The sequence below is a fragment of the Acinetobacter indicus CIP 110367 genome (assembly GCF_000488255.1).
In the GTDB taxonomy this organism is placed as follows: domain Bacteria; phylum Pseudomonadota; class Gammaproteobacteria; order Pseudomonadales; family Moraxellaceae; genus Acinetobacter; species Acinetobacter indicus.
This window is the reverse complement of the sequence record NZ_KI530755.1, coordinates 384330-407689: the sequence shown is the minus strand read 5'-3', so window position 1 is coordinate 407689 and position 23360 is coordinate 384330. Positions and strand designations below refer to the sequence as shown.

At 45.4% G+C, this 23360-nt stretch carries 21 protein-coding genes; 16 read left to right on the top strand and 5 right to left on the bottom strand.

The genetic code is table 11. The features are described from left to right. Nucleotides 1-81: 81 nt before the first annotated feature. From clpX to tig, 3 genes are all read right to left on the bottom strand, one after another. The gene (gene clpX, locus P253_RS10595; RefSeq protein ID WP_016658565.1) at nucleotides 82-1392 is read right to left on the bottom strand and encodes an ATP-dependent protease ATP-binding subunit ClpX; all 1311 of its coding nucleotides are present in this window, start codon (nucleotides 1390-1392) and stop codon (nucleotides 82-84) included. A 27-nt stretch (nucleotides 1393-1419) separates the two neighbouring features. After that, nucleotides 1420-2025 carry an ATP-dependent Clp endopeptidase proteolytic subunit ClpP gene (clpP, locus tag P253_RS10590; RefSeq protein ID WP_005180162.1) on the bottom strand — a complete coding sequence of 202 codons (606 nt, stop codon included), beginning with the start codon at nucleotides 2023-2025 and terminating at the stop codon, nucleotides 1420-1422. Nucleotides 2026-2216: 191 nt separating this feature from the next. Next, nucleotides 2217-3548, bottom strand: a complete 1332-nt coding sequence (tig, locus tag P253_RS10585) for a trigger factor (protein WP_016658564.1) — start codon at nucleotides 3546-3548, stop codon at nucleotides 2217-2219. Between the two features lie 245 nt (nucleotides 3549-3793). Here tig and P253_RS10580 point away from each other — a divergent pair, with 245 nt between their 5' ends. The 9 genes from P253_RS10580 (at nucleotide 3794) to rdgB (ending at nucleotide 15558) form a co-directional block, all read left to right on the top strand. After that, complete coding sequence (locus tag P253_RS10580) at nucleotides 3794-5992, top strand: TonB-dependent receptor domain-containing protein (RefSeq protein WP_016658563.1); 2199 nt, start codon at nucleotides 3794-3796, stop codon at nucleotides 5990-5992. Between the two features lie 321 nt (nucleotides 5993-6313). Continuing rightward, nucleotides 6314-8548 carry a catecholate siderophore receptor Fiu gene (locus P253_RS10575; protein WP_016658562.1) on the top strand — a complete coding sequence of 745 codons (2235 nt, stop codon included), beginning with the start codon at nucleotides 6314-6316 and terminating at the stop codon, nucleotides 8546-8548. A 107-nt stretch (nucleotides 8549-8655) separates the two neighbouring features. Next, a complete protein-coding gene (locus tag P253_RS10570) occupies nucleotides 8656-9339 on the top strand; it encodes a Fe2+-dependent dioxygenase (protein WP_016658561.1) in 684 nt (227 codons plus the stop codon). Then, nucleotides 9336-10448 (top strand): alpha-hydroxy acid oxidase, encoded by a 1113-nt coding sequence (locus P253_RS10565; RefSeq protein ID WP_016658560.1) that lies wholly within the window; start codon nucleotides 9336-9338, stop codon nucleotides 10446-10448. Before P253_RS10570 ends, P253_RS10565 begins: the two co-directional genes overlap by 4 nt. A gap of 255 nt (nucleotides 10449-10703) precedes the next feature. After that, complete coding sequence (gene leuA, locus P253_RS10560; protein WP_016658559.1) at nucleotides 10704-12401, top strand: 2-isopropylmalate synthase; 1698 nt, start codon at nucleotides 10704-10706, stop codon at nucleotides 12399-12401. An 84-nt stretch (nucleotides 12402-12485) separates the two neighbouring features. Next, entirely contained in the window at nucleotides 12486-13646 is a 1161-nt protein-coding gene (gene metX, locus P253_RS10555) for a homoserine O-succinyltransferase MetX (RefSeq protein WP_005180176.1), read from the top strand. After that, complete coding sequence (gene metW, locus P253_RS10550; protein ID WP_016658558.1) at nucleotides 13646-14239, top strand: methionine biosynthesis protein MetW; 594 nt, start codon at nucleotides 13646-13648, stop codon at nucleotides 14237-14239. Before metX ends, metW begins: the two co-directional genes overlap by 1 nt. Further along, complete coding sequence (locus tag P253_RS10545; RefSeq protein ID WP_005180179.1) at nucleotides 14236-14826, top strand: tetratricopeptide repeat protein; 591 nt, start codon at nucleotides 14236-14238, stop codon at nucleotides 14824-14826. Before metW ends, P253_RS10545 begins: the two co-directional genes overlap by 4 nt. Before the next feature lie 105 nt (nucleotides 14827-14931). Further along, nucleotides 14932-15558, top strand: coding sequence for an RdgB/HAM1 family non-canonical purine NTP pyrophosphatase (rdgB, locus tag P253_RS10540; RefSeq protein WP_016658557.1), 627 nt, complete (start codon nucleotides 14932-14934; stop codon nucleotides 15556-15558). A 195-nt stretch (nucleotides 15559-15753) separates the two neighbouring features. On the opposite strand, the gene P253_RS10535 is transcribed toward rdgB, so the two are convergent. Beyond that, nucleotides 15754-16635, bottom strand: a complete 882-nt coding sequence (locus P253_RS10535) for an AEC family transporter (protein ID WP_016658556.1) — start codon at nucleotides 16633-16635, stop codon at nucleotides 15754-15756. A 160-nt stretch (nucleotides 16636-16795) separates the two neighbouring features. Here P253_RS10535 and tatA point away from each other — a divergent pair, with 160 nt between their 5' ends. The 4 genes from tatA (at nucleotide 16796) to P253_RS10515 (ending at nucleotide 20765) form a co-directional block, all read left to right on the top strand. Beyond that, the gene (tatA, locus tag P253_RS10530) at nucleotides 16796-17020 is read left to right on the top strand and encodes a Sec-independent protein translocase subunit TatA (RefSeq protein ID WP_005180185.1); all 225 of its coding nucleotides are present in this window, start codon (nucleotides 16796-16798) and stop codon (nucleotides 17018-17020) included. A gap of 19 nt (nucleotides 17021-17039) precedes the next feature. Then, entirely contained in the window at nucleotides 17040-17486 is a 447-nt protein-coding gene (gene tatB / locus P253_RS10525) for a Sec-independent protein translocase protein TatB (protein WP_016658555.1), read from the top strand. Further along, nucleotides 17483-18265: a twin-arginine translocase subunit TatC gene (tatC, locus tag P253_RS10520; RefSeq protein WP_016658554.1), complete on the top strand. Its 783-nt coding sequence runs from the start codon at nucleotides 17483-17485 to the stop codon at nucleotides 18263-18265. Before tatB ends, tatC begins: the two co-directional genes overlap by 4 nt. Nucleotides 18266-18437: 172 nt before the next feature. Then, the gene (locus tag P253_RS10515) at nucleotides 18438-20765 is read left to right on the top strand and encodes a PhoX family protein (protein WP_016658553.1); all 2328 of its coding nucleotides are present in this window, start codon (nucleotides 18438-18440) and stop codon (nucleotides 20763-20765) included. A gap of 41 nt (nucleotides 20766-20806) precedes the next feature. On the opposite strand, the gene P253_RS10510 is transcribed toward P253_RS10515, so the two are convergent. After that, complete coding sequence (locus P253_RS10510; protein ID WP_035363459.1) at nucleotides 20807-21589, bottom strand: NRDE family protein; 783 nt, start codon at nucleotides 21587-21589, stop codon at nucleotides 20807-20809. 94 nt (nucleotides 21590-21683) lie between these two features. On the opposite strand from P253_RS10510, the gene lgt reads away from it, so the two are divergent. The 3 genes from lgt to P253_RS10495 all read left to right on the top strand — a co-directional run bounded on the left by lgt (nucleotide 21684) and on the right by P253_RS10495 (nucleotide 23329). Next, complete coding sequence (lgt, locus tag P253_RS10505) at nucleotides 21684-22493, top strand: prolipoprotein diacylglyceryl transferase (RefSeq protein ID WP_016658551.1); 810 nt, start codon at nucleotides 21684-21686, stop codon at nucleotides 22491-22493. Between the two features lie 83 nt (nucleotides 22494-22576). After that, nucleotides 22577-22954 carry a hypothetical protein gene (locus P253_RS10500; RefSeq protein ID WP_016658550.1) on the top strand — a complete coding sequence of 126 codons (378 nt, stop codon included), beginning with the start codon at nucleotides 22577-22579 and terminating at the stop codon, nucleotides 22952-22954. After that, complete coding sequence (locus P253_RS10495) at nucleotides 22955-23329, top strand: hypothetical protein (protein ID WP_005180197.1); 375 nt, start codon at nucleotides 22955-22957, stop codon at nucleotides 23327-23329. Nucleotides 23330-23360 lie beyond the last annotated feature (31 nt).

Sequence of the window (23360 nt, the reverse complement as noted above, 5' to 3'; positions counted from 1 at the left end):
GATTAGCACTCTGTCTTATTTTTTCAAATAAAAAAACGTGCGAAAACCGTTGATTTCCGCACGTTTCTGACGAATAGCGTCTTAAGCCGTTTTTGAATTCACGACTTTTAAATCGGCTTTCGGCTGTTCTACCACAGCTTCTTTGCTTTGACGTTCCGCTTTTAATTCTGGCTTGGCCTGACCATTAATCACTGCTTCAGTGATGATGACCGTGCCTACATCACTACGACTTGGCAAGTCATACATGATTTCAAGCAAGGCATTTTCCAGAATTGAACGCAGACCACGCGCACCTGTATTACGTTCCAAGGCTTTTTTCGCCACCGCACGTAATGCAGCGTCATCAAAGATCAGGTCGACATTTTCCATCTCGAACAGATATTCGTATTGACGCGTCAAGGCATTCTTCGGCTCGGTCAGAATCTGCATTAATGCGTCTTCATCCAGCTCATCCAGTGTTGCAATGACTGGCAAACGGCCAATAAATTCCGGAATTAAACCGAATTTCACCAAATCTGTTGCTTCAACCTGACGGAACAGTTCAGACAGCTTTTTGCTTTCATCCTTGTTACGTACTTCAGCGGTAAAGCCAATACCACCTTTTTCCTGACGTTGCTGCACAATTTTCTCTAGACCCGAGAATGCACCACCACAGATAAACAGGATGTTGGAAGTATCAATCTGGATAAATTCCTGCTGCGGATGCTTGCGGCCACCCTGCGGCGGAATAGACGCCACTGTGCCTTCAATCATTTTCAACAAGGCCTGCTGCACACCCTCGCCCGATACATCACGGGTAATCGACGGGTTTTCAGACTTACGGGTAATCTTGTCGATTTCATCGATATAGATAATGCCTTTTTGCGCCTTTTCGACATCGTAATCGGCTTTTTGCAGCAGCTTCTGCACGATGTTTTCTACATCTTCCCCCACATAACCAGCTTCGGTTAAGGTGGTGGCATCGGCCATGGCAAACGGAACATCCAGCAAACGCGCTAAGGTCTGTGCCAATAAGGTTTTACCCGAACCGGTTGGACCCACCAGCAGGATATTACTTTTGGCAATTTCGACTGCATCATTGGTTTTCTGACCGTTATGCGTGACTTTCAAACGCTTATAGTGGTTATAAACTGCCACCGATAAAGTCTTTTTCGCCAGGTCCTGACCAATCACATATTGATCCAGTGCAGCGCGAATTTCATGCGGTTTTGGCAACGGACGGGCGGCCCAGTCACTCGACTCAACTTGTTGACTGGTCTGAACCAGATCCAGGCATACGTCCACACATTCATTACAGATATATGCGTCCTCGCCTGCAATCAGCTTCCCGACTTCAGACTGCGTTTTACCGCAAAATGAACAATGTTTTTGTCCTTGAGGATGTTCGGACATATTCTCTCCAATTTAAATCTTTAAAACTTATGGACGCTTAGATAACACTTCGTCCACTAAACCGTATTCTTTGGCCTGCTGTGCAGTCATAAAGTTATCACGGTCGGTATCTTTGGCCACTTTTTCATAGTCCTGGCCACTGTGCTCTGCCATCAAACGGTTCAAGCGCTCTTTAATGAACAGGATTTCACGCGCATGAATTTCAATATCAGAAGCCTGACCACGGAAACCGCCTAAAGGCTGGTGAATCATGACCCGGGCATTTTCTAGGCAGTAACGTTTGCCTTTGGCACCGGCATTCAGCAGGAATGCACCCATGGACGCTGCCTGACCCATACAGTAAGTCACCACATCTGGCTTGATAAACTGCATGGTGTCATAAATCGCCATACCGGCAGTGACTGAACCGCCTGGCGAGTTAATGTATAAATGAATATCCTTATCTGGGTTCTCTGCCTCTAAAAACAACATTTGCGCCACAATCAAGTTGGCCATGTTGTCTTCAACCTCACCCGTTAAAAAAATTACCCGTTCACGCAAAAGACGTGAATAAATATCAAAAGAACGCTCACCACGAGATGATTGCTCAACGACTACTGGAACCAATGCGTTATCAATTGATGGAACATACATACGTTTATTTATTCCTAAATTCTTGTGAGTTCACCCATGATCACAATATGAGGGATAATCATCTAAATTGCAAAATATTCACCCACAATTCATGGATATTTTTTGCATAAGCTTTGTAAACTTTAAAACCATCCAAGTTTTTATATTATATAAAAAAGGCGCCTTAGGCGCCTTTTTTACTTCAGCTGAAATTAGCCTTGTTGACGAGCTTGTTGCTCTTTCAATAAGTCTTCGTAGCTGACTTGTTTGTCAGTCACTTTTGCAGCTGCAAGAATGTGATCAACCACCTGGTCTTCTAACACAACTGCTTCAATTTGAGCACGTTGCTGTTTGTCATTTTTGAAGTATTCAATTACTTCGTTTGGATCTTCATAAGAAGATGCCATGTCTTCGATGTAAGCATCAACACGTGCAGCATCCACTTCAAGTTTCGCGTCTGCTAAAACTTTGCTCACCAATACGCCAAGTTTTACAGATTTTTCAGCTTGTTCTTTGAACAGTTCGTCTGGAAGCATGCTTGAGTCAAATGCTTTCGCACCTTGCGCACCAAACTGCTGCGTGAACTGTTGGATCATTTGTTGACGTTGACGGTCAATTTCTTGCTTAACCATAGATTCTGGAACTTCGATTTCGTTCGCAGCAACCAGTGCATCAAACGTTGCACCTTTCACCTGGTTACGAAGACCGTTTTTCACTTCACGTTCCATGTTTTTACGAACGTCAGCTTTTAACTTTTCAACGCCTTCTTCTTCAGTTAAACCGAAGATTTTTAAGAATTCAGCATCAACTTCTGGAAGTTTTTGTTTTTCAACTAGTTTTACATTGATTTTGAACTGAGCTGCTTTACCTGCCAGCTGTTCAGCTTGGTAGTCTTCCGGGAAAGTTACATCAATAACTTTCTCTTCGCCTTTTTTCATGCCCACGATGCCATCTTCAAAGCCCGGGATCATACGGCCAGAACCTAATACCAGTTTGAAGTCTTCAGCAGAACCGCCTTCAAATTTCTCGCCATCTACTGTGCCTTCGAAATCAAAAGTTACTCGCATGTCTTTTTTCGCCATGCCTTTGGTTTCAACCCAAGTTGCGCGCTGCTTTTGCAGGTTTTCGATCATTTGATCTACATCTTTGTCGCTAACTTCAGATGCTTTACGCTCAACTTCCAGACCTTCGAATTTCACTTCAACTTCTGGATAAACTTCAACAGTCGCTTCATATACTAAAGCGTCGTCTTTCATTTCAGTTTTTTCAATGTTTGGCATACCAACAGCATTGATTTTTTCTTGTTGGATTGCTTCAAATACGGTGTCACGAATGATGTCGTTTACAACTTCTTGATAGATACCCGCGCCATATTCACGACGTACAACGTTTACAGGCACTTTACCTGGACGGAAGCCGTTAATCTTCGCAGTTTTAGCTGTGCGTTTTAAGCGAGCTTCGAACTGCTCGTTAATACGGCTCGTCGGTACAGATACATTTAAACGACGGGCAACGCCCGAAACCGCTTCAGAAGTTACTTGCATGGCTTCCTCGATATTTAGTAATAACAGTTTTTAAAAAAGTGCCATATTATATGACAACATTTAAAGATATACAAAATAACAAGCGATCAGAACAATTTTTCGGCTTAAATTCTTCATATTCCCTTCGCTATTTTTATCTATTGTCTAATATTTGTTGCAAATGATAAGTACTATCATTAATATTCAATGGTTTTTAACTCATATTTTTAACTATTCTTCTTATATCCCAATACTGGAATTCGGTTATGCGCACCTTTAACCTTCGCCCGCTTTCGCTCGCGATTCTTGGAATTTCTGCTAGTTCCGCATTTGCAAATACAACCACTGAAACTACAGCCGACCCGACACATCAATTATCTACGATTGTGGTCTCTGCGGCGGGTTTTGAACAAGATATTAAAAATGCACCTGCTTCTATTAGTGTGGTCACAAAAGAAGATATTGAAAAGAAAAATGCCACCAGTATTGCTGATTTGTTAGTTGATGTACCTGGTATTGATATTCGTGATGGTGTAGGCAAAACCTCCGGCTTAAATATTAAAATGCGCGGTTTAGGTAACGAATATTCTTTGATTTTAATTGATGGACGTCGCCAAACCACCTCTTCTGATGTTGCGCCTAATGGTTTTGGTGAATCATCAAATGGTTACTTACCGCCTCTTTCATCAATTGAACGTATTGAGGTCATCCGTGGACCAATGGCAACCCGCTATGGCTCAGAAGCGATGGGTGGTGTAATCAACATCATCACCAAAAAAGTCAGTAATGAATGGAATGGCAATGTCACGGTTAGTGGCAATGCAATGGAACATAATGGTGAAGCTGATTCCTGGAAAACTAGCGTTGTTGTTAATGGTCCGATTATCAATGATCGACTTGGTATGCAACTACGTGGCTCATATTTAGACCGTCAACGTTCAGAGCGAGTACCTGGCTCAACAGGTCGTGATCCACGCCCAAGTAAAGCAGACAATTATGATGCAGGTGCTAAGCTTACTTACCAGTTAAATGATACAAATACTTTATGGATAGACGGCTTCCATTCCAGTCAAAAATATAAAAATGAAGACAACCGTTTAGGTAATATTGATAAACCTAACAAAGCAAATGGCTATAAAGATGAATTAGAGTTTAACCGTACACAAGTTTCTGTAGGACATGATGGTGACTATAGTTTTGGTCAATGGAAAACTTATGTTAGCCATACTGAAACAGAAACTATAGGCCGTACGATTCCTAATGGCACCTTCCCAAACAATGCATATGAAGGTCAAGATCGTACTTTAGAAAATACAGACTTAGTTGTTGACTCACACATTGTCATGCCTTTGGCAAATCACACCGTGACTGCAGGTGCTGAATATAAAGATGCAACAGTTGCTGATGATATTGCAGGTATTGGCCAAGAATTCTCTAAAGATTCCTGGTCGTTATACGCAGAAGATGAGTGGGCATTACGAGATAATCTCCGTTTTACCTTTGGGGGACGTTACGAAGATCACTCAGGTTTTGGTGGACAATTTAGTCCACGTGCTTACTTAGTTTGGAACACCAACGATATCTTCACTGTGAAAGGTGGTGTGAGTACAGGTTATAAAGTTCCATCTCCAAAAGCTTTACATGACGGAATTATTAACTACAGCGGACAAGGTGAAACTCCGACTTTAGGCAACTCAAACTTAAAGCCTGAAACTTCGATTAACTATGAATTAGGTTTTAATTTCCAACCTAGTGATCAATTAAATCTAACTGCAACAGCTTTCTTTAACCAAATTGAAGACAAAATTATATCTTCACGATTCAACTGCCCGGCCTCTCCTGAATGTGCCAATTTAGCTACAGGTGTGACCGAATACACACAAAGTGCCAATGCAGATGAAGCTGAAACAAAGGGTTTAGAAGTTAGCCTAAATTATTCAATATTGCCAGAATGGGATATTAAAACAGCCTATACGCTGATGGAAACTGAGATCACCAAAGGTAAAAATAAAGGCGCTTACTTCAGCAACGTACCAAAACACGCGCTGAATACGACCTCGACTTGGCATATTAACCCTGCTTTAGATATCTGGTTACAACACGAATATCGTTCAAGTAAAGACCGATTCCAGACCCAACCCAAAACACCAGCATCTGGACTTGGTTCTTCAGACTATCAAGAGTCTTTGATTTTTGGAGATAAATTTGCAGGCTATAACGTGTTTAACTTAGGTGCAAGTTATACAGTGAATGATCAGATCCGAATTAATATGGCGGTAAATAACTTATTAGACAAAGATTTTACTGAAGACAATCAAACCTACCAATATGATTCAACTGATAAGAACGGTAGTCTAATTATCGCCAGCGCAACTGCTTACAAATACTTAGACATTGCCTCTGGTATGTCTGGTACTTACCTCCCAGGCCGCAACTACTGGTTATCTATCTCTTATGACTTCTAATCCAGATTTCACATAAGAACCCAAAACCCTGCCCCGGCAGGGTTTTTTAATTCCAAAAACCGATCAAATTAAATCAAAAATACGATTATTCAAATATTCTTATTGATTTATTTCATTAAATGCAGCTAATCCATAAATATTTTCTTAATTGTTTAGCTTGTTTTAACCAATTTTCATATTGTTACTGAGAATTATTATCACTAAAATTCGCATTACTTATTGAACACATACAATAAGTCCATCATTACTCTGCATTTGAACTGCGCACTCAAATCATTGTGGTAAGGGAGTTTTGTCATTCATATCAGGAAATACACCACCATGGCACAGATTAAGAGCCGTAAACATCAACGCACTGCATCATTCGTTGCCCTTGCAGCCACCCTGCCGCTCATGGCACATGCAACCCCAGCGACCGAAGAAGTCACCCAGCTTCCTGAAATCACGGTGAAATCTCAGGCTGAAAATAAATATAAAACCAATCAGCTCAGCTCCGCGAAACAGACCCAGCCACTGGTCGATACCCCACAAACAGTTTCTGTTATTAATCAAACCTTATTAAAAGAACAAGGCGCGACATCACTGGTTGAAGCGCTACGCAACACCCCGGGCATTACCTTACAAATGGGTGAAAACGGCAATACCAGCGCCGGCGATACCTTCCAGATGCGTGGTTTCTCAACCCAAACCTCTACCTATGTCGATGGTATCCGTGATTTGGGCGCAGTCAGCCGCGATGTATTTAACCTGGAACAGGTCGAAGTCGTGAAAGGCCCGGCCGGTGCAGAAGCCGGTCGTGGTTCGGCATCCGGTTATATCAACCTGGTCAGCAAACTGCCGCATCTGCAAAACAGCAGCGAAGTCTCTGCCAGTTACAACACCGCAGAAAATGCCCGCCTCTCGGCCGATATCAACCAAGCCATCAATGACAATACCGCTTTTCGTCTCAATGTCATGGGACAAGAAGGGGGCGTGCAAGGCCGTGATGTGCTCGAAAACAATAGCTATGCCATTGCCCCATCTGTTGCCTTTGGCCTGAATACTCCGACCCGCCTGTATTTATATTCACAGCACGTCCGTCAACGTAATATCCCTGATGGCGGTATTCCAACCATTGGTATGGAAGGCTTCTGGAATGCCAATCCGGATATTGCCCAAGCAGGCAAGGTTAATCGTGAAAACTATTATGGCCATGTAGATGATTACGAAGATGTCGATGCCGACATGTTCACCGCGAAAATTGAAAGTGATCTGGCAGATAATCTAAAACTGACTAATATCACCCGTTTGGGTCAAACCCAGATGAACCGAGTCCTGACCGGGATTAACACCATTTCTGCACATGATTCGACCAATCCAGCCGACTGGACCATCAGCCGTTCACGTCAGGGGGTTGATCAGGAAAATAAAATTCTGGCCAACCAGACCACTTTAAATTTGAACCTGAAAACCGGTGCTATTGAACATGATGTGGTAGCTGGCCTGGAATTTTTAAAAGAGCAGCAATACACCCGCAATCTGGCCACCCAAATGCCGGATGAGCCTGCAGTATCCACCACTGAAGCCAACCTGTATAACCCAAACCCCAATGATCCAATAGCCGACCTGATCTATAACGGTGCTTATAGCGATGGTGAAACCCAGACGGCTGCGGCTTATCTGTTTGACACCTTAAAATTTGGCGAACGCTTCCAGTTAAACGGTGGAGTACGGGTAGATTATTACGAAACCGACTATCAAGGCTTATCTTTATCTCGCGGCACAAATGCCCTTGTAGCTTCAGATATCAGCGCGCATGACACCCTGCTGAGCTGGAAACTTGGCGGTCTGTACAAACCAACTGCTTACAGCAGCGTTTATGCCTCTTATGGCAAATCCTTAACCCCACCGGGCAGCGCCAACTTTGTAATGTCTGAGTCGGGCATTAACAGCGCAGCGGCAGAACCACAAGAAACCCATCATTATGAACTGGGTAGCAAATGGGATCTGCTTGATGGCCGTCTAGCTCTGAATGCCGCAGTCTATCGCACGGAAAATGAAAACCAGTTTACCCAGGATGCGATTACACAGGAATCCATCCAGGAAGGCAAAACCATCGTCGATGGGGTTGAGCTGAGTGCAGTCGGCCAGATTACCGATGCCTGGAATATTTCTGCCGGTGTGGCGCATATGAAAACCAAACAGGAAGATCAGCAAAGTTTCCGTGACAATGTCATGACCCGTACCGATAGCGTGCGCTGGTCACCGGAATGGACCGCCTCATTATGGACCACCTATGACATTGCCGGCTTTAAACTGGGTCTGGGCGCGCGTTATGTCGATGAGCAAAAACGTGTCGTCACCGACAGCACTGCTCCAGCCAATATGCCAAGCATTCCAAGCTATGTGGTGTTTGATGCCATGGCCGGTTATCAATTCAATGAAAATGCCTCACTGAACCTGAACGTCTATAACCTGGCAGATGAAGAATACATCAGTACCCTGAACAACGGCGGTTCGCGTATGACGCTTGGTCAGGAGCGCAGTGCCAGCCTGACCTTTAACTACAAATTCTAAGTTTTATTTTCTTCTGTTGGAGCAGCATTTATCTGAAATGCTGCTTCATTTTTTATTTGGCTTTATGATGACAGACAGCGCTCTGTCTGAAGGATGATTCAAGTCTCATGATGCAGCATGTTCCTCAAGTTCTCAGTAAAGCGGCCGTGGCTGACATCCGTCAGCAGCTCGACCAGCACACCGCCTGGATTGATGGCCAGCACAGTGCCGGGCCACAGGCCAAGAAAAGCAAACACAATCTGCAATTTGACCCACAGCATCTGGTGTATCCAGCGCTGGCTGAACAGATTGAACAGGCACTGAGACAGCATCCGCTGGTACAATCTGCGACCTTAGCCAAACATATTCTACGGCCGATGTTTAACTGCTATCAGCAGCAAGGGACATATGGCAATCATGTCGACAGCGCCGTGCATTATTCGGCTGCACATCAGCAGCTGATTCGTACTGATGTTTCCATGACCTTATTTTTGTCTGAACCGGAAGAATATCAGGGCGGTGAACTGGTGATTGAAGACACTTACGGGGCTCATGAAGTCAAGCTGGATGCCGGTGATGTGATTCTCTATCCCGCCACCAGCCTGCACCGGGTAGAACCGGTCACTGCCGGGCGGCGCATTGCCGCCTTTACCTGGGCACAAAGCATGATTCGCGATGACTGGCAGCGCAGCATGCTGTTTAATCTGGATATGACCATTGGCCAACTGCGTCAGCAACTTGGCGATAATGAACAAGTGCTGCAACTGACCGCGCATTATCATAATCTGCTGCGTCAATGGGGCGAACTATGACATCTGCCCAGCCACTGCCGCCACTTACCCAGATTCCAGCCTATCTGCAAACCATTGCTGACTATGAAGCTCAGGCCAGCAAACATTTAACGCCGGCCACCTGGCACTATTTACAAGGCGGCGCCATGGATGAGCGCAGCCTGCAACAGAATCTGGACCAGTTTCAGCAGCTGCAACTGCTGCCCAGAATGCTGCGTGACCTAAGCCAAGGCCATACCCGCTGCGAACTGTTCGGGCAGGAATTTCCCCATCCAATTTTTCTAGCCCCGGTTGGCCATCAGCAACTGTTTCATCCACAGGGTGAACTAGCCACTGCCCTCGCAGCAGAAGCGGTGGGCAGTAATCTGGTCCTGAGTCATTTAAGTACTACCGATCTGCGTGAAGTTGCGCCAACAACCTCTCTTAAATGGTTTCAGCTGTATTGGCAAGGCAATCGCGAACAATCGCTGGCACTGGTGCAACTGGCAGAGCAACAACAGTTTAAAGCCATTGTGGTGACCGTCGATTCACCGCATAGCGGCGTTCGTGACCGTGAACGTCGGGCCGGTTTTCAAGTGCCGGCGCATCTGCCTCATCCGCATCTATCTTCCTTTACATCCCCCATCCTCAGGCCAGAGCAACATCCCCTGTTTGATGGTCTGATGCAACAGGCACCGACCTGGGAAGATATCGCCTGGCTGGTACAGCAAACGTCTTTACCGGTGCTGCTCAAAGGCATTGTGCATCCTGAAGATGCTCAACTGGCATTGCAATACGGTGTACAGGGACTGGTCATTTCCAATCATGGTGGCCGGGTGCTAGATGACTGCATTAGCCCACTGACAGCTCTACAGATGATACGCGCACAACTGCCGGCAAATTTTCCCTTAGTGCTGGATGGTGGCATCCGCCGCGGCTCCGATATTTTCAAGGCGCTGGCCTTGGGCGCATCCGCCGTGCTGATTGGCCGGCCGTATATTTATGGTCTGGCAATAGCCGGTGCGTTAGGTGTGGCGCATGTGATTAAAATTTTGCGGGAAGAACTGGAAGTGACCATGGCTTTAATGGGAACGGCGCGCCTGCAAGAGATCAATAGTCGCTATATTTTTCACAAAAACCAGATCCAGTGAAATTTTTTATCTCCACAACCTTTAATGATGCAAACTAAGAGAATAATTTCCACTTCAGTTGGCTTATATTTATCTTAGGAATTTGCAAGACCGCGAACGGTACCAGCCAGGTAGCAACTCTTTCTGAAAATGTGGACTGATCCTAATATTTTCCGGAAATACGCTTGTAAATTGATACCATAGATACCATCTATATAAGTAGTACGTTGCTTTTTTATAAGCTTAAGCAACCCATGCTTCACAAGGAGTTACCTCATGATGTTGGCTGATCCAAGTAAAAAATATCGTCGCATGTATCAACGTGTTGACTTGCCAGACCGTCAATGGCCGAACAACGAAATTACAAAAGCGCCTATCTGGATGAGCACCGACCTGCGTGATGGTAACCAGGCAATTTTCGAACCAATGAGCATTGAACAGAAGTTCAAAATGTTCCAGATGTTGGTGAAAATTGGCTTTAAGCATATTGAAATTGGCTTCCCGTCTGCTTCACAAATTGACTTCGATTTCACCCGTAAATTGATTGAAGAAAACCACATTCCAGATGATGTGTATATCGAGGTTTTGGTTCAGGCACGTGACCATTTGATTCAGCGTACCTTTGAAGCATTGGAAGGTGCAAAACGCGCGATTGTACATATCTATAACTCCAACTCGCCAACCTTCCGTCAAAAAGTCTTGAATGTTGATGTCGCGGGTGCCAAACAGTTGGCCATTAACGCTGCTGAAAAAGTGAAAGAATACGCAGCGCAATATCCAGAAACGGACTGGATTTTCCAGTACAGCCCGGAATGTTTCACCGCAACCGAATTGGAAGTGGCTAAAGATGTCTGTGACGCCGTGACTGAAATCTGGGAAGCTTCTCCTGAAAACAAAGTCATCTTAAACTTGCCTGCGACTGTAGAAGTTTCGACTCCAAACGTATATGCCGACCAGGTCGAGTGGATGCACCGCAACATCAAACGTCGTGACGGGGTGATCATCTCTGTTCACTGTCATAACGACCGTGGCTGTGGTATTGCTGCCTCTGAATTGGCGATTATGGCCGGTGCTGACCGTGTTGAAGGTTGTGTGTTTGGTAACGGCGAGCGTACCGGTAACGTTGACGTGGCAGCAATTGCCTTGAACATGTACACCCAGGGCGTGGCACCAGAATTGGATTTCTCTAACATCAACGAAATTATTGCGACCGTAGAAGAATGTACCGGTTTACCTGTGCATCCACGTCATCCATATGCCGGTGGTTTGGTGTTCACGGCGTTCTCGGGTTCACACCAGGATGCGATTAAAAAAGGCTTTGAATACCAGAAAAACGAAGAAATCTGGGATATGCCTTACTTGCCAATCGATCCGAAAGACTTGGGCCGTGACTATGATGCCGTGATTCGGGTGAACTCGCAGTCAGGTAAAGGCGGGATTGCTTACTTGTTAGAATCGAACTACAACGTGGTGTTGCCGCGTCGTGTACAAATCGAGTTCTCGCAAGTGGTGCAGCAAGTGACCGATGAAGAAGGCACTGAAATTTCAGCACAGCAAATCTGGTCATTGTTCCAGCAAACCTATGTCGATGCCAAAGATTCACATTATTCTGCCAAGAGCTATAAATTGTCTGATGACAATGGCAAACAGGTAATTGAACTTGAAGTGGTGGTGAATGGCTCGACACAGCAGTTGCGCGGTGAAGGTAACGGTCCGATCTCGGCCATTTTGGATGCGTTGCAGTTACCAATTGATGTCTTGAACTATGAAGAACGCGGCATCAGCTCGGGTGCCAATGCCAAAGCCTTGGCCTTGGTTGAGTTGCAGGTGAAAGGTACCGGTAAATCTGCCTTTGGTGCCGGGGTGCATGACAACATTGTGACTTCATCCATTGAAGCCATTATTGCCAGCACTAACCGTCTGATTGATCAGGGCGTATTAAGCAAAGAACAATTGGTTGCTGCTGCCGTTTAAGCACATAAAGTACTTTAGAAAGGATACCCCAAGTGGTATCCTTTTTATTTATTCATTCTAAAGATTCTAAGGCGAATTATTCCTGTGTCTTTCCCTGCTAACTCTGTGGGTGTCGTAACGCCACAACAGTTTCAATTTGAAGAGCCGTTAGAGCTGGAATGTGGACGCATTCTGCCACGTTTTGAACTGATGGTTGAAACTTACGGAAGCTTGAATGCCGACAAATCCAATGCCATTTTAATCTGCCATGCCCTGTCCGGGCATCATCATGCGGCGGGCTATCATCATGAAGATGATAAAAAGTCTGGCTGGTGGGACAGCTGTATTGGTCCGGGCAAAGCCATTGATACCTCTAAATTCTTTGTGGTGGCACTGAACAATATTGGTGGCTGTCATGGTTCGACCGGTCCAACCTCACCCAACCCGGAAAATGAAAACCGCCCTTATGGTCCAGATTTCCCGCTGGTGACGGTGCGTGACTGGGTCAAAACCCAGGCCATGCTATCAGACCGCTTAGGCATTCAAAAATGGTATGCAGTAATTGGCGGTTCTTTGGGGGGCATGCAGGCCTTGCAATGGTCGGTTGATTATCCGGACCGTCTGGAAAAATGTGTGATTATTGCCAGTGCGCCAAAACTCTCGGCACAGAATATTGCCTTTAACGAAGTCGCGCGTCAGTCGATTCTTTCAGATCCTGATTTTCATCATGGCCGTTATCTGGAACATGACAGCTATCCAAAACGTGGCCTGATTCTGGCACGGATGGTCGGACACATCACCTATCTGTCTGAAGAAGCCATGAAGCAGAAATTTGGCCGTGACCTGAAACTGGGCAAATTCATGTACGGTTTCGATGTCGAGTTTCAGGTGGAAAGCTATTTGCGCTATCAGGGTGAACAGTTCAGCCGTAACTTTGATGCCAACACCTATTTAATTATGACCAAGGCGCTGGATTATTTTGATCCGTCGCGGGAATATGAACAGTCGCTGGTACAGGCCATGGCCCATACCCAATGTCAGTTCCTGGTGATTTCGTTTACCACTGACTGGCGTTTCTCGCCTTCGCGTTCGCAGGAAATTGTCGATGCGCTGATTAGCAACCATAAACCGGTCAGCTATTTAGACATTGATGCCGAACAGGGCCATGACTCCTTCCTGTTTCCGATTCCGTTATATGTCAAATCTTTAAGAGCATTTTTGGGAGGTGCAGAACACCTCAAGGCAACCCCGCAGGAGGCTGTGTAATGCGTATTGATCAGCAACTTGCCGAAAAGTGGATTAAGCCCGGTTCCCGCGTTTTAGACCTCGGTTGTGGTGATGGTGAACTGCTGGCCCACATGAGTAAAAAGCACAATATTCGTGCTTACGGCCTAGAAATTGACCAAGAAAAGATTGCAATTGCCGTCAGTCGGGGGTTAAATATCATCCAACAAGACTTAAATCTCGGTTTAAGCCGCTTTGCCGACCAGTCTTTTGACTATGTGGTCATGGCACAAGCCTTGCAAGCTGTAGATGCACCTGACGTATTATTGCGTGATATGGTGCGTGTCGGAAAACAGGCGATTATTACCTTTCCGAACTTTGCCCACTGGAAGGCCCGTTCTTTCCTGGCACTGAAAGGAAAAATGCCGGTTTCAGAAGCTTTGCCGTATATGTGGTACAACACCCCAAACATCCACCTCTGTACTTTCCGTGATTTCGAAGCACTCTGTGCTGAAAACAATATCCGTATTATTAATCGACTCGCTGTGAATGGGGATCAACAAGTTAGTTTACTCAGTAAACATATCCCGAATCTGTTTGGTGAAGTCGCAATTTATCGAGTGAGCGCTCTATGAAAAAATTATTATTAAGCACGACGCTACTGGTTGGACTTTTTAGCCTGCAGGCGCATGCAGATTACGTGGCGCCAGGCAGCTCGGTGTCGAGCCAGGCCGCCCAGTATTCGGTGATGGACATTCAGGGTCTGATTAAAGCCGCCAAAGCCGGTCAGGCCGGTGCGCAGTTCTATCTAGCAACCAAATATCTGCATGGCCAAGATGTCGCTAAAGATGAACGTCAGGCTTTTGCCTGGTATAAAGCCGCTGCCGATCAGGGACTGTCTTCAGCCCAATTGAACGTGGGTCGTATGCTGGCTGATGGCATTGGCACCAAAAAAGATGAAGTCCTGGCCCGTCAGTATTTTGAAAAAGCGGCCAGCCGCGGTGATAACCGTGCCAGCTTTAACCTGGCGATGATGGAAGAGAAAAAGAAAAACTATATGGGCGCTTATCAGTGGTATGAGCTGTCTACCCGTGATGGCATGCTCGACAATAAAGTGATTTCTTTATCTGAAGGTAAAAAAACGGCCTTGGCCGCCAACCTGACCCAAGAACAGATTCGTCAGGCGCGTGACCGTGCCGACAAATGGATTCAGGCACAATAAGCCAGGTTCAAAAACACTAGCACCTTCGGGTGCTTTTTTCATGCCTGCTGTCTAGCGGTTTTCGGTTAAACTAGCCCGCATGTTTTCAATCATGAGTAATTCGAGATGACTGCACCTGCTTGGCTCTCTCAAGGCACCCTGGTTCTGGCCAGCAATAACAAAGGCAAAATTGCGGAATTTGAAAAACTATTTGCAGAACTGAATTTACCGGTTGATGTCATCCCGCAAGGCCAGCTCAATATTGAAGATGCCATTGAAGATGGTCTGAGCTTTGTTGAAAATGCGATTATTAAAGCGCGTCATGCCTCTAAAATTTCTGGCAAGCCTGCGATTGCTGATGATTCCGGGATTTGCGTACCAGCACTAGGCGGCGCACCGGGAATTTACTCTGCCCGTTATGCTGGCGCACATGGCAATGATGCCGCCAATAATGAAAAACTGCTGGCAGACTTACAGCCTTTACGCAAAGATGGAACAGCGATTGAAGGGATGTTTGTTTGTGTGCTGGCCCTGGTGCAGCATGCCGAAGATCCTTTACCACAAATTTTCCAGGGCATCTGGCAAGGTGAAATTCTGGATGCTCCACGTGGTGAAAATGGTTTTGGTTATGATCCACTGTTCTGGTTACCGGAACTGGGGATTTCCAGCGCAGAGATGAGCAAAGAAGAAAAAAATAAGATCAGCCATCGAGGTCAGGCGATGCAGCTGTTTAAAGCGAGTTTGGAGAAGTAACATCCTTTTAAAACTCCTCCCTTTGAAAAAGGGAGGCTGGGAGAGATTCTTCTATACATCTTTCTTCTGACGCTAAAATATTGCTGATTTCTACAAAGGGTTTCCGTAAATCCCCCTCTTTAATAAAGAGGGACTTTCAAAAACTTTTATACCCTCTCTCTAACTCTCTCCCAAAGGGAGAGAGAACTTTTTGATTTATAAACCCTGCACCACCGCATGCATCACCACGCCATATACGCCAATCAAAATCGCACTGGCAATCGTTCCTGAGGCAATATATTTGGCAGAATCACCTGTGCCCTGATAATGGGTTTCTAGGGCCACAATATTAGCAGCCGGTGGCAGCAGGAAAAACATCAGCATGACGGCGTATATCAAGGTCTGCTGCGGAATGGGTAAACACCAGTACGCCACAGCACATAGCAACAAGGCCAGCGGAATACGTGCGACCAGTAAACCCAGGCTGCGCTTTAAGTCAGCCCAGCCAATCCGGACTTTACTCAGCCACATCCCCAGCACGCACATGCCGGCAAAGGTCACCAGTACTTTATTGCTTTGGTAAATCACTTGTAGCCAGGTCTGATGTTCAAACTGGCTCACATCCCAAAAAGACAGAATCCCCGCCAGACTCAGGGCAACCACCGGTGGTGAAAGCAGTACATTTTTAACAATAAACTTTAATTCTTGCCGGGTCTGGCTCACCGCCATCACCGCACAAACATTGCCAAATAAAGATCCGCCAATATACAGCGCCACAATAATACTGCTGGCCGCAGGTCCAAACAGGGCCAAGGCAAAGGGAAAACCCAGCCAGGCCCCATTTAAATAACTGAAGCACAGTGCGATCAGTTTATCTTTTTGCAAGACATAAAAGAACGCAAAGAAAAGGATGGAACTGACCAGACTAAAACCAATCAGCCACAAGCTGCCGTCCTGATAAAACACCATGTTGTAGATAATCAGTAACGGAATAAACAGCCGGGCCAGTAACATCGCCAGCACTGGACGCAACGGCTTTAAATACGCGACCCCGAAGTATCCAATCAGAAATGAAATTAACGGAAGCAGCAGCACCATGCGGGTACACAGAAAGGTAAAAAGTGGGGATTATCCTAACATAATTGATGGCAAAACATGCTTTTAGCCCATCTGTTGTCTTTGAATCGCAATATTCCTGTCACCTCGCTGTCATCTAGACCTGTTGAGATATGTCTTGAATTAAAAAGAGGTAAATATTATGGCTGGTTTATCGATCTGGCACGTTCTGATTTTTGCAATTGTGGTGATTCTTCTGTTTGGTACATCTAAACTGAAAAACCTGGGTAAAGATGTGGGCGGTGCGGTTAAAGACTTTAAAAAATCAATTAAAGATGATGAAACGACCACTGCGGCCCTAAACGAGCCACGTACCATTGAACATCAAGCGACATCATCTGATGTTAACACGACTGTAAAACAATAATTTTTCAGGTAATTTTGTTATGCTCAATATTGGAATGACGGAACTGCTGTTTTTCGGCATCATTGCATTATTGGTGCTGGGTCCAGAAAAGCTGCCTGAAGCTGCACGTTTTGTTGGAAAGTGGTACGGCAAAATTAAACGTACCATCAGCAATGTGCAAAATGATATTGATCGGGAACTTCGACTTTCTGAACTGCGTGAACAGATGCAACAGGAAATGGCACGTATTCAGGAACTTGAGCAAAAAATGCAGTCTCAGATGCATGAGCTAAAACAACAAAAAATATTCGCGGAAGAACAACCGAACCAGACCGCTGCAACGGATAATAAAAATTTGCCGACGCGTTATACCTTTATTGCCCCGCAACCTTCGCTGTTGCTGCGTCCTCAGCATCAACCGCTAACCGCGACTGAAGCTATCCCTCCGACCACATCACAATTTACCGATTATAAGGTGGCTGTATGAGTCAAAGTTCTCCTTCTCAATTGCCAGCGGCGACAGTGGGCGAGCAAGCTGCTTTAGAAGAAATGCCGATCACCAAACATCTGGTGATTCTGCGCAAGCATCTATTTAAAATTGTGGGTTTGGTTATTGCACTGTTTTTCTGCTTATTGCCTTTTGCCAATCGCACCTATCAGATTTTATCTGAGCCGCTGCGTGCGCAGTTGCCGACCTCATCGACCATGATTGCTACCGATGTCACGGCCACCTTTATGGCACCGTTTAAGCTAAATTTTTTTGTGGCATTGATGATTGCGATGCCGTTTATTATTTATCAGCTGTGGGCTTTCGTAAAACCGGCCTTATATGAAAAAGAGAAAAGTCTGGCGCTGCCATTGCTCATAAGCAGTATTGCCCTGTTCTATATTGGGATTTCATTTGCTTACTTTATTGCACTGCCGTCAATTCTGCACTTTTTCATCAGTGTGTCACCGGAAACAGTTGCCCCGATGACCGATATTAATAGTTATCTGACTTTTTGTTTGAAGCTATTTTTGGTGTTCGGATTTACCTTTGAAATTCCGATTATTACCCTATTGCTGATTTTAATTGGTGTGGTTAGTACCCAGCAGCTGGTCGAAAAACGTCGATTTATTATTGTCGGCTGTTTCTTTGTTTCGATGTTTGTTACCCCACCGGATGCGCTGTCGATGATTATGCTGGCCATTCCAATGTGGATGTTATTCGAATTGGGCTTATTTGCTGGCAAGCTGATTGAGAAGCGTCGAGTCAACCGGAAATAATATAAGCTCATGAATTTAAAAAAGAAGCACTTGTTGCTTCTTTTTTTATGGCAACCATTTACGGTTTGGTGAATTTAACCAGTTTGACATATAAGCTTAACCTTGACGTCATGTTTAGCCACTAATTTACATATAACTTTTAAACCACCAAGCGAATTTGCTAGGAAAAAAAATGACTGACTATATGCCTTACAATGAAGATCAAGAGTTAGATAACAACACTTCAGACAATACACACTTTCGTGACATTTTAGAACAACGTATCAGTCGCCGCAGTTTAATTAAAAGAACTGCAAGTGGTGCAGCTGCTTTAGCTTTAGCATCTTCACTGTCTGCATGTAGTGATGACGATGATGACAACAGTGTTACTCCACCAGCTGACCAGGAAGATCCAAACAGCAAACCGGAGTCACTTTCTTTCACAGCTGTTGATAAAAACTTAAATGATATTGTGACCGTTCCAGAAGGCTATCAGGCAACTGTATTATATGCTTTAGGTGACTCGATTCACCCTGCTTTTAGCGATTGGAATGCAGACAAAAATGTTCCATTAGGTCCAAGTTTCCAGTTCCGTTCTGGTGACTGCCACGATGGTATGAGTTATTTTGGCTTGAGTACCAAAACGGGGCGCTATGATGCAAACGCATCTGATCATGGCTTACTGGTTTTAAACCATGAATATATTAACCAAACCTTCTTGCACCCAGAAGGTCCAACCAAAGTAAATGGCCGTCGTCCAGAAGATGAAGTTATCCGCGAAGTGAATGCTCACGGTGTTTCTGTGGTACACATTAAGAAAAATACCGAAACTCAAGCGGTAGAAATTGTTAAATCATCACCATTTAACCGTCGTATTACAGCTTCAACAGTAATGGATTTTGCAGGTCCAGCGGTCAATCCAAATTCTCCATTACTGCGTACAGCGTTCTCTCCTGCCGGTCGCCAAACACGTGGTACACAAAATAACTGTGGTAATGGTTATACACCATGGGGCACTTATTTAACTGCCGAAGAAAACTTTATTGGTTATTTCCAACGTTCAGGCACAGACCAATACGCAGACCGTAGCGAAGCAGAGAAAACTGCACTCAAACGTTATGGCTTAGGCTTAGATATTTCATATCAAACTGAAAAAAATGCAGATGGTTCAATTAAACGTGATGAGAAAAATAACATTGTTTATGTTCTCGATGCACAAAAACAAAAAGTGCCGGAACTCGACGAACAAGGCCGTATTGTTTATTTAGATAAATCTTCACGTTATGCATGGGAAACTGCTCAGGCTGGTGTTGAATCACAAGATATGTATGATCGCTGGTCAGCTAACGTAACCAAAGCATCTGCGACTGAAGACTATCGTAATGCACCAAATACCTTTGGCTGGATTGTTGAAATTGATCCATTTGATAATAGTGCAAACCCGGTAAAACGTACTGCTTTAGGTCGTTTTGCGCATGAAGATTGCCGTGCAAGCCGTGCAATTGAAGGACAGCAGTTTGCCTTCTATATGGGCGATGACTCTCGTGGTGAATACATCTATAAATTCGTATCAGATGCAGTGTGGGACCCTAAAGATGTCAACGGCGGTTATGCTGCTGGCGACAAGTATATGAATACAGGGAAATTCTATGTTGCCAAATTTGATGCTTCAGGTCAGGGCGAATGGATTGAACTGGCATTTGGTAAAAATGGTTTGACACAAGACAATACCCTTTATCCATTTAGCTCTCAAGCAGATGTCCTGACTTTTGCTCGCCTTGCTGCAGACTCTGTCGGTGCAACTAAAATGGACCGTCCAGAATGGGTTGCTGTGAATCCTGAAAATGGTGAAGTTTATGTAACTTTAACCAACAACTCTAACCGTGGTAATAATCCGGAACAACCAGTAAATGCAGCTAACCCACGTAACTATTCAGACCCTGAAGGGGGTAAAGGGAACGTCAACGGCCACATTATTCGCTTTAAAGAAGAAAGCACTGCTGCAACAACGTTTGAGTGGGATATTTATCTGTTTGGTGCAGAAGCTCAAATGGATGCGAACATCAACCTTTCAGGCTTGACCGATGCCAATGACTTCTCGAGCCCGGATGGTATGTGGTTTGATCCACGTGGTGTGCTTTGGATTCAAACCGATGATGGTGCATATACTGATGTCACTAACTGTATGATGCTTGCTGCATTACCTGGTCAGGTCGGTGATGGTCAGTCTGTAACTACAGTAAACGGCCAAGCCACTATTGCAGGTGCTCAAGTAACGGATGAAAACCTGCGTCGCTTCCTGGTTGGACCAAAAGAATGTGAAATCACCGGCGTGACCATGACACCTGACTACAAAGCAATCTTCATTAACGTTCAGCACCCAGGCGAAGATTCACCACGTTTTGATGCACCAACAAGCCATTGGCCAGCAACTCAAACGGATATCAATAACAAAACTGCACGCCCTCGTTCTGCAACAGTGGTCATCACTCGTACTGATGGTAAAGCGATTGCAGGATAATCCTCTCTTTCACAAAAATACCGGCTTGATGCCGGTATTTTTTATTTCTGTAGTGGAATATTCAGCTCCACGATCTGCCCGGCGGTTTCACCCTGCTGGCTTTTCTCTAACCAGTGCCATTGCTGAGCATTTAATCTTAAAATATTGGAACAGCGTGTACCATACGCCGGACTCTGAATAAAGGTCGACGACAATAACTCTTCTAGCTCGACAGAGATACCGGTTTCTGGCAATAAATCTGCAATCACCTTGCGTTCATCTTCCAAAATATTCCAGGCAGCATGCTGCAGATCTGCTTCTGGCAACTGGACTTGCTGTAACATCGGTAAAAATTCTTGGGTAAAGCGTTTACGCAAATGGCCGGTTTTTTCCCAATGCTCGCCCATTAAGCCATTGGACACCACATATACCCCTTTGGCCAGCACTTGCGGCGCCTCCCCTCGGTTACTCATATACACCGCCTGTTCCCGGTCGCCGACAAATAAATTAAAGCCGGCATAATCGCACTGGCGCGGCTCCAAGGCTTGCGCAAAGCGAATTGGACTTAATTCAGATTCCAGAAAATCCTGAATCAGATGCCCGCGTGAGGTCGGATAATTGTGCTGATCCTGTCCATTACGAAAATTGGTAACAATGGCCCAGCGGCCTCTGGCGGTCACGCCCATCCAGGTGCCACCCGACTGCAAGTCCTGTCCGGCATAAATCGGGCTATTTTCCCAGGCATGCAACGCCGCAGTCGGACGCTGATAAAACTCATCACGGTTTGAAATTAAACATAAAGGCAGCTCATCCAGAACCTGCCAGGCAAAGGCCACAATACACATAATTTCCTGCTCGCTATCTTTACACATTGAATGTACAACATTTTTCATCTTATTCAGCTAAAATCTGTGCAAAACAGAATGACAAGGAACAGGAATGCTGACCTATCCAAATATTGATCCGGTGGCGATATCGCTGGGTCCCTTACAAGTCCACTGGTATGGACTGATGTATTTATTGGCCTTTTTATTTGCCTGGGGTCTGGCCACTTATCGCGCCAAGCAGCGTGGCTGGACACCGGACATGGTTTCGGACCTGATCTTTTACGGCGCGCTGGGTGTAGTCATTGGCGGCCGTGTCGGTTATGTGTTCTTTTATGGCTTTGAGCAGTTTCTGGCTAACCCGGTGTGGCTGTTTCAAGTCTGGACCGGGGGCATGAGTTTCCACGGTGGTTTCCTGGGGGTCATGCTGGCCATGCTGTTCTGGTGCAAAAAATACCAGATGACCTGGTTCCAAACCCTGGACTTTATTGCACCTTGTGTCCCGACCGGGCTGATGTTTGGACGCATCGGCAACTTTATTGGTGGCGAGTTATATGGCCGTCCGGTCACTGATCCAAACTTTGCACTGGGCATGATTTTCCCGACCGATCCACTACAGCTGGTACGTCATCCATCACAGTTGTATCAGGCGCTGTTTGAAGGGCTGCTGTTATTTATTCTGCTGTGGTGGTTCAGTTCCAAACCGCGTCCACGTATGGCAGTTTCGGCACTGTTCCTGATTGGTTATGGTCTGGCGCGTTTTGTGGTGGAATTCTTCCGCGAACCGGACAATGGTCAGCTATTTATTGCCTGGATGAGTAAAGGCCAATTCCTGAGTCTGCCAATGATTCTGGTCGGTCTCTGGATGATGTGGTACGCCTACCAGAAAAAAATCTATGACTGGGGCCCACAGAAAAATAGTTAAACCGGAGCGAGGCATTGGCCTCGCTTTTTTTATGCCATTTTTGCTAAAGTGCATGCACCCTTGCACAATTCATCTGGTGGGCTATGCTCGAATTCTGGTTTAATCCCAACGTATCCGTACTGCAAAAACTCATGCTGTTTATTCTGATTGCAGTGGTCACCGGCGTTTTATACTGGATGCAACCGCTGGCCTATGATGCCATCCTGATGTTTATGGGCACCGGTATTATTTTTCTGATTTGCCGTTACTGCAAAATTCATTTTGCGGCACAACGTCCCACCGGTTTACTGTATCGCCTGCTGACCTGGATTCCGATTGCCCTGCTGTTGGCACTAATTTTCATGAATATGCAACAGGGTGAAATTTTATTACCGGGCGCACAAGGACTTGGCTTTATGGCTCTGGCAATTTGTCTGTTCTCGCCACTGTCATTGCTGCATCAACATCAGGATCAGGCATAAATGCTCAGTTTCTGGTATTCCGCGCGTTGTCATCGTCAGCTCAAACTGATGATCTGTATTGGTACCTGTCTGCTGATTTATCTGGCCTCGACGCAGGCACAGCTGCCACCGTTTTGGGTCATCCTCAGTCTGATTCTGGGCATGGGCTTACATCTGCTGTATCAATGGAGCAATCGTCGTTCCTGGCCAGAACATCAGCGCAGACTGATGTACGGGGGATTGAATCTGGCACCGCTGCTCCTGCTGGCCGTATTGCTGTTGTTTCTACCGAAAATGCAACTTTGGGCCATGGCCTTGCAAGCACTCGGCTTTATCTTGGTAGGACTGTTTATGGTGTCGATCTACCAGCAACGTGCCAAACGGTTTGACTCCTAAACTTTATTTTCCTGTCCAATTTTTTGCATTT

Coding starts and splice junctions, on each gene's coding strand:
- clpP (WP_005180162.1), bottom strand. CDS start 2,025: ATGTATGTTCCATCAATTGATAACGCATTGGTTCCAGTAGTCGTTGAG.
- P253_RS10580 (WP_016658563.1), top strand. CDS start 3,794: ATGCGCACCTTTAACCTTCGCCCGCTTTCGCTCGCGATTCTTGGAATT.
- P253_RS10495 (WP_005180197.1), top strand. CDS start 22,955: ATGCTCAGTTTCTGGTATTCCGCGCGTTGTCATCGTCAGCTCAAACTG.
- P253_RS10565 (WP_016658560.1), top strand. CDS start 9,336: ATGACATCTGCCCAGCCACTGCCGCCACTTACCCAGATTCCAGCCTAT.
- P253_RS10575 (WP_016658562.1), top strand. CDS start 6,314: ATGGCACAGATTAAGAGCCGTAAACATCAACGCACTGCATCATTCGTT.
- P253_RS10510 (WP_035363459.1), bottom strand. CDS start 21,589: ATGTGTATTGTGGCCTTTGCCTGGCAGGTTCTGGATGAGCTGCCTTTA.
- P253_RS10535 (WP_016658556.1), bottom strand. CDS start 16,635: ATGGTGCTGCTGCTTCCGTTAATTTCATTTCTGATTGGATACTTCGGG.
- P253_RS10500 (WP_016658550.1), top strand. CDS start 22,577: ATGCTCGAATTCTGGTTTAATCCCAACGTATCCGTACTGCAAAAACTC.
- metW (WP_016658558.1), top strand. CDS start 13,646: ATGCGTATTGATCAGCAACTTGCCGAAAAGTGGATTAAGCCCGGTTCC.
- P253_RS10570 (WP_016658561.1), top strand. CDS start 8,656: ATGATGCAGCATGTTCCTCAAGTTCTCAGTAAAGCGGCCGTGGCTGAC.
- clpX (WP_016658565.1), bottom strand. CDS start 1,392: ATGTCCGAACATCCTCAAGGACAAAAACATTGTTCATTTTGCGGTAAA.
- P253_RS10545 (WP_005180179.1), top strand. CDS start 14,236: ATGAAAAAATTATTATTAAGCACGACGCTACTGGTTGGACTTTTTAGC.
- leuA (WP_016658559.1), top strand. CDS start 10,704: ATGATGTTGGCTGATCCAAGTAAAAAATATCGTCGCATGTATCAACGT.
- P253_RS10515 (WP_016658553.1), top strand. CDS start 18,438: ATGACTGACTATATGCCTTACAATGAAGATCAAGAGTTAGATAACAAC.
- lgt (WP_016658551.1), top strand. CDS start 21,684: ATGCTGACCTATCCAAATATTGATCCGGTGGCGATATCGCTGGGTCCC.
- tatA (WP_005180185.1), top strand. CDS start 16,796: ATGGCTGGTTTATCGATCTGGCACGTTCTGATTTTTGCAATTGTGGTG.
- rdgB (WP_016658557.1), top strand. CDS start 14,932: ATGACTGCACCTGCTTGGCTCTCTCAAGGCACCCTGGTTCTGGCCAGC.
- tatB (WP_016658555.1), top strand. CDS start 17,040: ATGCTCAATATTGGAATGACGGAACTGCTGTTTTTCGGCATCATTGCA.
- tig (WP_016658564.1), bottom strand. CDS start 3,548: ATGCAAGTAACTTCTGAAGCGGTTTCGGGCGTTGCCCGTCGTTTAAAT.
- tatC (WP_016658554.1), top strand. CDS start 17,483: ATGAGTCAAAGTTCTCCTTCTCAATTGCCAGCGGCGACAGTGGGCGAG.